The sequence below is a fragment of the Nitrospira sp. genome (assembly GCA_024760545.1).
In the GTDB taxonomy this organism is placed as follows: domain Bacteria; phylum Nitrospirota; class Nitrospiria; order Nitrospirales; family Nitrospiraceae; genus Nitrospira_D.
On the sequence record CP060501.1, the window covers coordinates 4,016,765 to 4,030,353 of the forward strand.

Sequence of the window (13,589 nt, forward strand, 5' to 3'; positions counted from 1 at the left end):
GTCGAGCACGATTCCGCTTAGACTCTCCACAGTTCCGCTTCAAATTCTGGACCCGGCACCGTGAGGGCGGCGGGGCGTAGACCAGGATAGCGGGCCACTTCGAGCCCATGCTCCCGGACGACAATCGACATCTGAACCGTATGCCCTTGCTCCAGATGAAGCTCTTTCCAGGGGACGGCCAGCTCGAGAATCGAGCGGGAGGCGATCGATCGATAGGAACCGATTTCCTCCCAGGTTTCCGGCCTGGTCTGGTGAGACAGAAGAAATTCCCCCGGCGAAGCGAGAGAAAAGGTAACCCGAAACGTCGATTGAGGTCCCTGCAACGTGATGTCGACTGCCAGACCTTGCTTCTTGGTGCTGGTCTCGTCCGGATCGAATCGCACCACAAATTGGTCTAAGTTCCACCCGAAGTGAATTGCGGTGAACAGTCCGTCGGCTTTCCACATGGCTCCAAGCGGAGGCTGGGTGTTGATGCGGCCCGCTCCACGCCACTCAAAAAAGTCGGTCACCATGCCATCAATCGTAGGGTTAAGCAGCGCGACCGGATGTTGGACCACATCGGATTCGGAGACCGCCGAGAGGTTACAGATTGGCTGGTTCAATTGAGCGGGAGGCGGCAGACCCATGTGCGTCCAGACATTGCGGAGATGAGTTCGAAAGAGCCGGTCGAACTCCGGTTTGAAATCGGTATCGAAATCGTCCCCGTACCACCAAAACCAGTCGCTGCCTTCCGCGGCGTACAGCTCTCGCCACGCCGCCTGGGCGCGATCAGGGGAAAGATTCGGAGCAAGTTCCATCAACCGTGTGCGGGTGTGACCGAGAAGATCCCACCCGCGATTGTCTTCGTGGTGCCCGATCCAGATCTTATAGTCTGAGTTGATCCAAGAGCCGGAATGGAGGCCGGATAAATGCTGGCTGGGCGGAACGGCCGCGATTGCGTCGGAAATAGTCGAGGCCTGGAGGGCGATCTCCCCGGGCTTCTCCAAATGCTGGCTGGTCAAGCTTTCGTACAGAAGCGAAAGAAATCGCTCACCGCCGTCGTGATAATGTTCCCACGGGTTTTCGCCGTCCAAAATAATGGCGATGACGATCCGATCCTGCGGCGCATCATGGATGATGCCCCGGAGCCGCCGCGTGACATCCTCGGCAGCGGACTCGGGTGTCGTCTTATGGTAGACGAATCCGAACGCGTCGGAGATCTCCCGGTCGCGGAAGAGGATGGTCAAGGATTGTTCGGCTTCGCCGATATGGTACGGTTGGTAGAGGGCTGACTGTCGGTGCCACGGCCGGCCACTCATCGCTAGGGTGCGAGCGAGGATGCCTTCATCGGTCGCCAGCCAGCGCAGGCCGGCTTGATGAACAAGGGGAAGCATTTCTGGACAGACCGATCCCTCGGAAGGCCATAAGCCGGTCGGGGAGCGGCCGAAGGTCTGCTGGTGGAAACCGACGGCCTCCCGAAGTTGGACCGACGCATCCTCAGGCGCACGGAAGCGCGCCGGGAGGGGGAGATCCGGTCTGGCGCGCCGGTTGATGTCCGTATCGATGACCAGCGGCAGAATAGGATGAAAAAAGGGAGTCGTGGTGAGTTCGATTTGTCCCCGCTCCATGAGCGCTCGATACCGAGGCACGATTTCTTGCACAGCAGCGCGTTGGAGCGCCAACATTTCCTGTTTCTCGTCCTCTGTGAAGCCGCGATTTTTCTGGCGCAGCGCGGCCAGTCGGGGATATTGTCGAACAGAGCCGTACCCGAACCAGGCAAGGTTATGCCACACCTGCAGGTCCAACAGCTCTTGCGTGGAAAATTGACGGGCGACGCGGCGCAGATCGTCCCCATGGACCTCCAGTCCACGTTTGACCAGCAATTCATGGTACCGTGGGTAGGGGCGTACCATCGTCGCCCAATTGGCCGAAAAGAAATGCCGGATCAGAAAAGCTTTTTCCTCAAGGGTCAGGCCGGCCGCCGGTCGTTGCGCGTGTTCAAGAAACAGATCGAGCACCGTCCCGGTCGAGATTTCCTGAAGTTGTAAGAGGAGTGATGGGGTAAAATTGAACGTGGATCTGACGTCCGGAAATTGCTCCAGAAGATAAGCCATATCATAATAGGCTTTGGTCGCATGGAGGCGCACCCACGGCATGCTGGCCGATCCCGCCAACGGGTCGGTGTAGTACGGCTGGTGCATATGCCAGAAGAGGCAGACGTGGACGTGCTTCATCGAGAACGATTTCCCTTCATTTTTTGGCAGTATGTCATAGGGAGTATAGGCCTGCAATCAATGAGCCTGATTTTCCATGAACCGCGATTGAAGGAATAGACGATGATCTTCTTGCGTTACTGGGGACCGGTGTGTGCGTATGCGGCGTTCATTTTTTATATGTCATCTCAGTCTCATCCCGAAGAACATCTGCCTTCCTTCATCAAACTGTTCAGTGACAAGGTGATCCATGTCGCGGCCTACGCAGTATTGGGTGCGTTGTGCTATCGGGCTCTTCGTAGCAACCGAAGGGACTGGTGGAGGCATCAGGCGATTCCGGCGGCCATCTTGCTCGCCTCGTTGTATGGGATCACCGACGAAATCCATCAATCGTTCGTTCCTTTTCGGGACTCGAGTTGGCTCGATTGGCTGGCAGATACGATCGGAGGGACGATCGGAGCGATCGCCATGCATTGGGTGTTCAATCTCAAGCCCGTGAACTCCCTTCCGGAAGCCCAATCCTAGCCAACATAACGTCGGCTCGCATTGATCGAATCCGACGTCTTCGTGACAAGTCACAGGACGCTCGCTATAATTTGCCGACTATGCCGACGGCCGACACGACTCCTTCCAAGGCTCCGCTGTCTCCACCGGATCACCGACATATCGCAAAGGCTGTCGAGGCTCACCTCCCTCCGGGTCTCGCCTTGAAGACCGTGACGCCGTTGGCGGGCGACGCCTCCAACCGGCGCTACTATCGAGCGACCCTTACAGGCGGACCGCCGCATTCCGTCATCGTCATGCAGTTGGCTGAACCGGAAGGATTCAAGCAATCTGAAGAGGCAGTGAGCGGCTCGATGCATCCGATCTCAGAGCTGCCGTTCGTCAACATCATGTCGCATTTGGCTAAAATAAATGTCCCCGTGCCCGCGCTCCACTACTATGATCAATCCGGCGGACTGCTCTACCTGGAAGATTTCGGGGATGTGACCCTGGCGGAGGCCGTCAGCCGCGCGGATGCGCCCGGCCTGGAGTCCCGCTATAAGCAGGCCATCAATGTGCTGGTGCAGATGCAGATCAAGGCGACGACGCCGGCGGATCCCAAGTGTTTGGCGTTTCATCGGGGTTTCGACGTGCCGTTGCTGATGTGGGAGTTCGAGCACTTCCTTGAGTATGGGGTTGCGTCGCGCAACGGAACGCCGTTGCCCGACGCGGATGCGTCGGCCATTCGCCGCGGGTTCGAGAACATTGCGGAACAATTGGCCGCCCAGCCGCGCGTGTTCACGCATCGCGACTATCACTCACGCAATTTGATGGTGGATGGACTGCGGCTTGGGGTGATCGACTTCCAGGACGCCTTGATGGGGCCGGCCACCTATGATCTGGCGTCACTCCTGCGGGATGCTTACATTCAGCTCGACGAAACCCTTGTCGACGATTTGGTGAACTACTATCTCGATCAACTGGCCGAGCGGCGTTTCGTTTGGACCAATCGCGCCGCATTCCGGCGCCTGTTCGATCTCACGAGCATTCAGCGGAATCTGAAGGCTGCCGGTCGGTTCGTCTACATCGATCGGGTCAAAGGCAACCCAAAATTCTTGGCCGATATTCCCCGCGTCTTGAGCTACGTCAAACGCAATCTTCACAAATATCCGGAGTTGGAGACGCTCCGGAGACACCTCACCCCCTATGTGCCGGAACTGCAATGACCAGTGAAGAGTAAGGCGTGAGGGTGAGGACGCCTCAGAGGGTCTTATGAAGGCCATGATCCTTGCGGCTGGTCTTGGAACCCGCCTCAGGCCGCTGACCAACACCATTCCTAAACCGTTGTTGCCCGTCGGCGGCACTCCGCTTATCGTCTGGAACGTCCTGCTGCTGAAAAGACATGGATTTGATCAGATCGTGGTCAACCTTCATTATTTGGGTCCGATGATCGAACAGGCCCTAGGCAACGGCTCAAAATACGGGGTTCGGATCGTGTATTCACATGAACCAGTCATACTGGGAACGGGCGGCGGGATCAAACAAGCCGAGCCTCATTTTTCAGGGGAACCGGTGTTGGTCCTCAACGGGGATACGCTCGTGGAATTGGATCTCGGAGCGCTCCGCGATTTTCACCTCAGACGACAAGCGGCGGCGACGTTGGTGCTGCGTGAGGATGCGGACGCTGTCCACTGGGGGTTGGTGGAGGTGGGAGACAAGGATCAGATCCTGCGCATCACGGGAAAAGGCCGCGTTGGTTCCTTCCCAACAGTGCCACGCATGTTCGCCGGGATTCACATCTTGGATCCCCGGCTCCTCCGGCAGGTTCCCAAGGGGGAAGCTTCTTCGATTATCGATCCCTATGTTTCTGCCATCGAGCGCGGAGAAACAGTCCTCGGCTATGATCTGCATGGCTACTGGTCGGATGTCGGAACAGTCGGACGCTACGCGCAGGCCGAGAAGGATGCCCGAGCAGGACTGATCCGCTTGGAAGACCGCTCTCCTCTCGAACCTCGCCTTCCTCGCAGCTGAGCTGGGTCTCGGTCGGGCCATGTCGCTCGGCCGATATCCGATGGCTCGGTGGGTACTCTAATCTTTTTGCTGTTTGAGCAGTCGGGCGAGATAGGTTCGCTGGAGCTTCAGTGATTCGGCCGCCTTCGTCTGATTACCGTCCGCCCGTTCCATCGCACGCGTGATGATGTAGCGGCTGTGTTGTTCCATCGATTCGTGGTAGGGCAGGTCCAGATACGGCAATGCGGGATCATTGTTCCCCCGGAGATTGGCATCATCCGCCAGCAGAGCCAGCATATCCGGCTCAATCGTGTCCTTTGGACTCAAGACGACGGCGCGCGCGATGACATTGTCCAACTCGCGAATGTTTCCCGGCCACGGATAACGAGTCAACGTATCCAGCGTCGCCGCACTGAGCGTCATGCCCGGTCGTTTCGCATCTCTCGCATGGCGCTCCAGGAAGAACTGCGCGAGGGCTGTCACATCTCCCTGCCGCTCACGAAGCGGCGGCAACGTCAGGGTCACGACGTTGAGCCGGAAATACAGATCTTCGCGGAACTGGCCCGCCCTCACGGCCTGCCGGAGATCCTTGTTGGTTGCGGCGATAATGCGGATATTCACCGAGACCGTCTTGGATCCGCCCACTCGTTGGAACTCCCGGTCTTGAAGGACCCGAAGAAGCTTGGCTTGCAGGGGCAGCGACATGTCCCCGATCTCGTCGAGGAACACGGTTCCTCCGTCGGCCATTTCCAGCTTTCCCTTTTGCTGGCGGTCCGCCCCTGTGAACGCGCCGCGTTCGTGGCCGAACAGTTCGTTCTCGAGCAACGTCTCCGTCAATGCGACGCAGTTGATGACGATGAGCGGCATGGCGCTCCGAGGGCTCCATTGATGGATCGATCGCGCAAACAGTTCCTTTCCGGTCCCGCTTTGGCCGAGGAGCAAGACGCTCGCATCGGACTTCGCGGCTCGTTGCGCTGCGTCCACGACAGACCGTACGGAGGGGCTGTTCCCGACGATGGCGGCATAACGGCCGTCGACCTCGGAGCGAAGATACGCGACTTGCCGTTGCAGCGAGTCCCGCTCCAGGGCTTTGCGGATCACGATCAGGAGATGGTCCTTGTCGAGGGGTTTGGTCAGGAAGTCGTACGCCCCTTCTTTCATGGCTTCCACGGCCGCTTCGATGGACCCATGCGCCGTCATGACGATGACGGGAAGGTTCTCCGCCGGTTTCATCTGCGAAAGACGCCTGAGCACGTCGAGACCCGAGAGCCTGGGCAGCGACAGATCCAGCAGGACGAGCTGGGGAGACTCGTGAACGATCTGGTCCAGTGCTTGCTGCCCCTCCGATGCCATGACGGTTTCGTACCCGGACGCCTGTAACCGATCCTCGAGCATCATGACGATGTCGGGGTCATCGTCGACGATAAGAATCTTCGCGTTCATACTCCAGCTCGTGAGGCGTGAGGGGTTAACTGTGAGGCGAGGGTCTCAATGCATTGTTCAGGCGACATCCTATTCCATCTTCCATTATCTGATGCTCCACCCCTTACCCCTCACGCATTCTCCATGACATTGATGACGAGTCCCGTCAACGGCTTGGGGTAAAAGTATGTGGATTTGTGCGGCATCCGTTCGCCGGCCGCCGCGACGGCTTGCACTTCACTGACCTTGGTGGCGTTAAGAAGGAACGCGCCTGTCCCTGTTCCTCGAGCCACCCAATCGAGCGCTTCGTGATCATCTTTCGTGTACAGAATGGCTTCCTGCTCCTGTTGAGTCGGGCAGAGCTTGGTCACGATGAGCTGTTGGAGTAGAGAGACGTCGAGTTTGGTCCGAGGTGATGCCTGCGCAGAGGGCCGATGCGCCGGTTTCAGCGTCAGGGTGACGTATCGTTCATCGCCTTGCCGGGTCAGGCCGAACACCGGCGCGCTCTTTCCTTCTGTCCTCAATGCGGTCAGAAACTGGTGGCGCGCCTGACTCTGTGTGGATGGAGTATAGGGATACTCTCGGAACTCGAACATCTCGCCGAGCGACTGCTTGATCTGGTCCAGGGAAGGCAGTGGAGTGGTTGCAACCCGGTGCGTCGGCAACACCGTCAACCCCGGATCTTCAAGCTGGGAGAGCAGCATTAATACTGAGTCGTAAGGCTGGAGCCCGGCCGGAGCGCTGTCCTGTTGTCGACGGAGTTTTTGATAGTTCAACGCGGTCTCATAGCGGTGATGACCGTCTGCAATGAACAGCGGCTTACTCCGCATCGTATCGGTCATCTGTCCGAGGATGGCCTCATCGGTCACGGCCCACAGGCGTTCGCGGCAGCCGGCATCGTCTTGAAAATCGTAGAGGGCGGGTTTGCCTTTTACCTCGGCTTCCAAGAGTCCCATGATGACACCGAGCGGATCGGAGTAGAGAGACCAGATCGGACTGAAGTTCGTCCGGCAGGCTTCGATGAGGTTCAGGCGATCGGTTTTCGCCGCGGCGCGCGTGTTCTCATGCGGATAGATATGCCCGGAGTCCAGGGCCTCCAGCTTTGCCAAGGCCAGGAACCCTCGTAACACCTTCTTGGGCGCATCCGGCGCTGAGTAGGGAGGGCTATATTCAATAGTGTGGTAATAAACAGCCGGCCGCTCATCGCGTTTGAGGATGCCGTCCTTGATCCAGGCCTGAAGCGCAGCGGCTGCTCGGGTATACCGGTTATGCGCGGGGCTATCACCGGTCTGGTCCAGCCCCAATTCCATGCGGATGATATTGTGGGGATGCCGGTCGTGGAGCCGCTTCTGCCCTTCCGCATCGATGATATCGTACGGTGGAGCGATCACATCCTTGATGGCGCCCACAATCGTCTGGTCGAACAATGTACCCTGAAATGGAAAGATCTGTGACATGAACAGCCCCTTTGCAGTGTCGCAACAGCGACGATGGTTTGATGGTTACAAGAGCGAGCGGGGTTCTTTCGCCTACGCCGTGCCGCTCCCACGGCCCAGCGTACGTCCGGCTGGCGGAAAGGCAATTACCGATCGCGGGTAATCATGTAATCAGCGGCGACCGACAGCGCACGCCGCGCGGTACTATCGTCGAAGCGATCGAGTTCATGCTTGGCGGCGGCGATATACGCTCGGGCGCGATCCATCGCGTAGGTGATCGACCCGAAATCGGCCATCAGCAAAAGAATGCGCTCTAGATCGGACGTGCTGAGCGTCCGAGTTTCCATTCGATCTTTGATCATCTGTCTGTCCTGCTCCGAACAGTGCTGCAGCAGGTGCAGGAGCGGCAGCGTAGCTTTTCCCTGGCGAAGGTCCTGTCCGATCGTTTTCCCGAGTGACTCGCCGTTCGCGGTATAATCCAACGTATCGTCGGCGACCTGGAACGCAATGCCGAGGTATTGACCGAAGCGGAACAACGCATTCTGCTGTGTCTCCGAGGCTTCGGCCAGGATGGCGCCCATTCGGCAGGAGGCGGCGATCAATCCGGCAGTTTTGTGCTCGACGATCTTGATGTAGTCAATCTCCGGCATCGAGGGGTTTCCGTTGTAATACAGCTGAAGGACCTCACCTTCGGCCATTTTTTTACAGGCATCGGCGAGGACCTCATTGATTCCCTGACTCTGGAACTCAACGACTTTGCACATCGCCTTGGTATAGAGATAGTCGCCGACTAGAATGCTGATCTGGTTTCCCCATACCTTTCGAGCGGTTCGCCTGCCCCTTCGAATATCCGCGTCATCCACGACATCGTCGTGTAACAGGGTCGCGGTGTGAATGTATTCCACAATACTGCCCAGCTGATGGTGCTCGGACCCCGGATACCCGCAGAGGCGGGCCGACAGGAGTAAAAGCAGGGGTCTGATGCGCTTGCCGCCGCCGCTCAAAATATGGGCGGCAACGGTGTTGACCAGGGTGACGCTGGAGTCCAGGTTCTTTCGGACCCGATCTTCAACTCCATCCAGCTCGCCGCGATAGGCTTCCCACACATCGGCCATGCTGTGCAGGGTGGCAATTACAGGACCTTGTGTCATGCCGCGGATGGTATGGCAGCCGAGGAAATAAAGTCAAGCAAATGACGGCGATAAGAACACGCAATCTTGACAGAAGAATGACCCATCCAGTAAGGTCTGTCCCACCGTGACATTCGCCTGAGAATCAGCCTGAGGACTATGGGGTTCAATTCACCCGAAGTTTCTCTCGCGCGCCATTCTCCATTCAATAGGAAAACGCGTGATCTTTGAACGAGATAGACACATGAATCTTCCCGGTTTCCCCCGTCAGCAAGGGCTCTATGATCCCCGGCATGAGAAGGATTCCTGTGGGATCGGCTTCGTCGTCAACATCAAAGGGAAGAAGTCCCACGACATTGTGCAGCAAGGGCTTCAAGTATTGGAGAATCTGACTCACCGCGGAGCGCAGGGATGCGATCCGTGCACCGGGGATGGAGCCGGTATTCTGCTACAAGTCCCGCACACCTTCTTGAAGCGGGTAGCCGGCGATGCCGGCGTGTCATTGCCCGGGGAGGGTGAGTATGGGGTGGGGCAGTTGTTTCTGCCGCCGAATGCGGATTCCCGCCGGTTATGCGAGCGGCTGTTCACTGAAATCATCGCTGAAGAAGGCTTGCGCCTGCTTGGCTGGCGCGATGTGCCGGTCAAGAGCGATCAGATTGGCGAACAAGCGCGAACCACAGAGCCGTTCATGCGGCAAATTTTCATCGCGCGCGACGCGTTGAACGAGGCCCAGTTCGAACGAAAGCTCTATGTGGTCCGCAAGCGGATCGAACAAGCGGTGGAGGAGTCGGCGATTCAAGGACGAGAACACTTCTACGTGTCGAGCTTGTCGGCCAATACCATCGTCTACAAGGGGCTCCTGCTTCCCCATCAAATGGCGCCGTACTACCAGGATCTCACCGACGAACGGATGGTGAGCGCACTGGCACTGGTGCACTCGCGATTCAGCACGAATACCTTCCCCACGTGGCCGCGGGCGCATCCCTATCGGTATGTGTGCCACAACGGCGAGATCAATACGCTGAAGGGCAACGTCAATTGGATGAAGGCGCGTCAGGGCCGTCTCCACTCCGAACTGTTCGGCAAGGACATGGAGAAACTGTTCCCGATCGTCTCCGAGAATCAAAGCGACTCGGCCTGTCTGGACAACACGCTTGAATTTCTGCTGCTCGGCGGACGCTCCCTGCCGCACGCCATGATGATGTTGATTCCCGAACCGTGGGTGGCGAATTCACAAATGGATTTGGATCGCCGGGGCTTCTATCAGTATCACGCGGCGATGATGGAGCCGTGGGACGGGCCGGCAGCCGTGTGCTTTACCGACGGCAAGATGATCGGTGCAACGCTGGACCGCAATGGACTCCGCCCGTGCCGCTACCAAGTGATGACGGATGGAACGGTCGTGCTGGCATCGGAAGCCGGAGTGCTTCCGGCCCCGGCGAAAGACATTCGGATGAAGGGCCGGCTCATGCCCGGACGCATGTTCTTGGTCGATACGGTACAGGGCCGGATTATCGATGATGAAGAGATCAAGGCCGATATCGTCAAACGGAAGCCGTACCGCAGCTGGGTGACGCAATACGGTGTCTCGCTTGACGAACTGCCGGAACCGTTGAACGTGCCGCAGCCGGATCACCCCACGATCAGGCAACGGCAGCAAGCTTTCGGCTATACGGTGGAAGAGTTGAAGATGGTCATCACGCCCATGATCGTCAACGGCGAGGAACCGGTGTCGTCGATGGGGACCGACACGCCTCTGGCGGTGCTGTCGAATCGGCCGCAGCTGTTGTTCAAGTATTTCAAGCAACTCTTCGCCCAGGTCACGAATCCGCCCATCGACCCGATTCGTGAGCAGCTGGTGATGTCGCTGGTCACGAACATCGGGCCGAAGCCCAATCTGATGGATGAGTCGCCCGAATCGTGCCGGCGGATCAAGGTGCAACAACCGATTTTGACGAACGCCGATCTCCAAAAGATCCGCGGAATTTCGGACCCGAACTTCAAGAGCAAGACGCTCCGCATGTTGTTCCGCGTAGCCGAAGGGGCGGACGGTCTTGGCGCGGCGGTCGACGAGCTATGCCGGGAAGCGTCGCAGGCGATCAAGGAAGGGTACAAATTCTTGATCCTCAGCGATCGCGGAGTCGACGAGGCCTGGGCACCGATTCCCAGCCTCCTCGGTATTTCGGCTGTCCACCACCACTTGGTGCGGGAATGCTCGAGAACTGAAGTCGGACTCATTCTGGAAACCGGGGAACCGCGTGATGTGCACCAATTCGCCTGCTTGATCGGCTACGGCGCCGGAACGATCAACCCCTATCTCGTCTTTGAAACGCTCGTCGATATGGAACGCGACGAGTATTTGCCGGAAGGGCTCGACGCCCAAACAGCTGAAGGCAAGTTCATCAAGGCCATCAATAAGGGCCTGCTCAAAATCTTCTCCAAGATGGGCATCTCGACCGTGCAATCCTACTGCGGGGCGCAGATTTTCGAGGCCATTGGGTTGAATCACGAACTGATCGATCGGTACTTTACGGGAACGGCGTCGCGCATCGAAGGGGTCGGCATCGGCGAGATCGGCGAGGAAACGTTACGCCGGCATCGGACGGCCTACGAACCGGCGGCGATCCGCCAACTGGATTTCGGCGGAGAAGTTCATTACCGCATTCAGAGCGAGCATCACAATTGGAATCCTGACACGATCTACAAACTGCAGCATGCCAGCCGCGCGAACGACGCGAAGACCTACGCGGAATTCGCCCAACTCGTCAACGATGAGAGTCAGCGGCGGTCGAACTTGCGCGGTCTGTTCGATTTCAAATTCGCGGGCCAGCCGATTTCCATCGACGAGGTGGAGCCTGCCAAAGACATTGTTAAGCGCTTCAATACCGGCGCGATGTCGTTCGGGTCGATCAGCAAGGAAGCGCATGAAACGCTCGCGATCGCCATGAACCGGCTCGGCGGCAAGAGCAACACCGGGGAAGGCGGTGAAGATCCCGAGCGGTTCAAACCGCTGCCGAACGGTGATTCGAAGAACAGTTATATCAAGCAAGTGGCCTCGGCCCGGTTCGGTGTGACGGCGCATTACCTGGTCAATGCGCGTGAATTGCAGATCAAGATGGCGCAGGGCGCGAAACCGGGTGAGGGAGGACAGTTACCCGGACACAAGGTCGATGAGAATATTGCGCGGTTCCGCTATGCCACGCCGGGCGTACAGCTGATCTCGCCTCCGCCGCATCATGATATCTACTCGATTGAGGATTTGGCTCAGCTGATCTTCGACTTGAAGAACTCGAATCCGGAGGCTGGTGTCTCGGTCAAGCTCGTCGCCGAAGTCGGAGTCGGGACCGTGGCGGCTGGTGTCGCCAAAGCCCATGCCGACAAAGTCCTGATCAGCGGTGATTCCGGCGGCACGGGCGCGTCGCCGTTGTCGTCGATCAAGTATGCCGGTATTCCGTGGGAGCTGGGGCTGGCGGAAACTCACCAAACACTGGTGCTCAACGATCTCCGCGGACGTATTCGCGTTGAAACGGACGGACAGATGAAAACGGGCCGCGACGTGGTGATCGCCACGCTGCTTGGCGCCGAGGAGTATGGATTCGCGACGGCGCCGCTCATCGTCGAAGGCTGCATCATGATGCGCAAGTGCCACCTGAACACCTGTCCCGTCGGCATCGCGACGCAAGATCCCGAACTGCGGAAGAAATTCAACGGCAAGCCGGAACATATCGTGAATTACCTGTTCTTCGTCGCCGAAGAAGCGCGGCAACTCATGGCGAAGCTCGGGTTCAGGACGATCAATGAGATGGTCGGCCGGGTCGATAAGCTCAAAATCACCAAGGCGGTCGATCACTGGAAAGCCAAAGGGTTGGATCTTTCGCCCTTGCTGGTCATGCCCGACGTGGGGCCGAACGTGGCTCGCTATTGTGTGCAAAAGCAGGATCACGGCCTTGATCATATTCTCGATAACGAGCTGGTGGAGCTGTGCCGGCCGGCGATCGACAAGGGCGAAAAGGTGAATGTTCAACTGCCGATCCGCAACGTGAATCGGACGACCGGCACAGTTCTGTCCAGTAAGATCGCCAAGAAATACGGCCTGGAAGGTCTCCCGGAAGATACGATCTCGATCAAGTTCAACGGGTCGGCCGGCCAATCCTTTGGGGCGTTCCTTGCGCGAGGCATTACGCTGACCCTGGAAGGGGAGTCGAACGATTATATCGGGAAGGGATTGTCCGGCGGCAAGATCATCGTGTACCCGCCGAAGGACGCGCTCTACGATCCTGAAGAAACCATTCTGATCGGGAATACCTCATTATATGGCGCGACGCAGGGCGAAGCGTATTTCTATGGACGGGCGGGCGAGCGGTTTGCCGTTCGAAACAGCGGGGCGCATGCCGTCGTCGAAGGGACGGGCGATCACGGGTGTGAGTATATGACCGGTGGCGTGGTCGTGGTGCTCGGCGGAACAGGGCGCAACTTCGCGGCCGGGATGTCCGGGGGCGTCGCCTTCGTGCTGGATGACGGCGGGACATTCCAAAGCCGCTGCAATACCGGCATGGTTGAGTTGGAGCCGGTCACGACCAAGGAAGACAAACAGCTGCTCCACGGATTGATCACGAAACACTTCATGTACACCGGCAGCCGGAAGGCCAAGCAGGTCCTCGATGCATTCGATGCCACGGTTCCAAAATTCGTGAAGGTGATGCCGGTCGATTACAAACGCGTCATGGAAGAACGGAAGCGTAAAGCGAGCGCCGTGCATTGAACCGGGTGGTCAAGCGCGCGTACGAGAGACCAGATACGAAAGGCGAACGACGAGTAAGACATGGGTGATCCAAGTAGGGTAAAGCGCACGTCCATGTGGAAAGGCCTGCATCGGCAGGCTGGGAAGGGTGGGTGTGAAAGCGCGCAGGGTTGGG

The 13,589-nt window shown here is 58.2% G+C and carries 8 protein-coding genes; 4 read left to right on the forward strand and 4 right to left on the reverse strand.

The features are described 5' to 3' along the window. Positions 1-17: 17 nt before the first annotated feature. The gene (locus H8K03_18935) at positions 18-2,213 is read right to left on the reverse strand and encodes a glycoside hydrolase (protein ID UVT19831.1); all 2,196 of its coding nucleotides are present in this window, start codon (positions 2,211-2,213) and stop codon (positions 18-20) included. A 102-nt stretch (positions 2,214-2,315) separates the two neighbouring features. Here H8K03_18935 and vanZ point away from each other — a divergent pair, with 102 nt between their 5' ends. From vanZ to H8K03_18950, 3 genes are all read left to right on the forward strand, one after another. Next, positions 2,316-2,717: a VanZ family protein gene (gene vanZ, locus H8K03_18940; protein ID UVT19832.1), complete on the forward strand. Its 402-nt coding sequence runs from the start codon at positions 2,316-2,318 to the stop codon at positions 2,715-2,717. 80 nt (positions 2,718-2,797) lie between these two features. Next, the gene (locus tag H8K03_18945; protein ID UVT19833.1) at positions 2,798-3,901 is read left to right on the forward strand and encodes a phosphotransferase; all 1,104 of its coding nucleotides are present in this window, start codon (positions 2,798-2,800) and stop codon (positions 3,899-3,901) included. Positions 3,902-3,947: 46 nt separating this feature from the next. After that, complete coding sequence (locus H8K03_18950; protein ID UVT19834.1) at positions 3,948-4,706, forward strand: NDP-sugar synthase; 759 nt, start codon at positions 3,948-3,950, stop codon at positions 4,704-4,706. 57 nt (positions 4,707-4,763) lie between these two features. Here H8K03_18950 and H8K03_18955 read toward each other — a convergent pair whose 3' ends face one another. The 3 genes from H8K03_18955 to H8K03_18965 all read right to left on the reverse strand — a co-directional run bounded on the left by H8K03_18955 (position 4,764) and on the right by H8K03_18965 (position 8,694). Further along, positions 4,764-6,128: a sigma-54-dependent Fis family transcriptional regulator gene (locus H8K03_18955; protein ID UVT19835.1), complete on the reverse strand. Its 1,365-nt coding sequence runs from the start codon at positions 6,126-6,128 to the stop codon at positions 4,764-4,766. A 110-nt stretch (positions 6,129-6,238) separates the two neighbouring features. Then, the gene (locus tag H8K03_18960; protein UVT19836.1) at positions 6,239-7,564 is read right to left on the reverse strand and encodes a DUF1015 domain-containing protein; all 1,326 of its coding nucleotides are present in this window, start codon (positions 7,562-7,564) and stop codon (positions 6,239-6,241) included. Positions 7,565-7,689: 125 nt separating this feature from the next. Continuing rightward, positions 7,690-8,694, reverse strand: a complete 1,005-nt coding sequence (locus H8K03_18965; protein UVT19837.1) for a polyprenyl synthetase family protein — start codon at positions 8,692-8,694, stop codon at positions 7,690-7,692. Between the two features lie 223 nt (positions 8,695-8,917). Here H8K03_18965 and gltB point away from each other — a divergent pair, with 223 nt between their 5' ends. Next, a complete protein-coding gene (gene gltB / locus H8K03_18970) occupies positions 8,918-13,435 on the forward strand; it encodes a glutamate synthase large subunit (protein UVT19838.1) in 4,518 nt (1,505 codons plus the stop codon). Positions 13,436-13,589 lie beyond the last annotated feature (154 nt).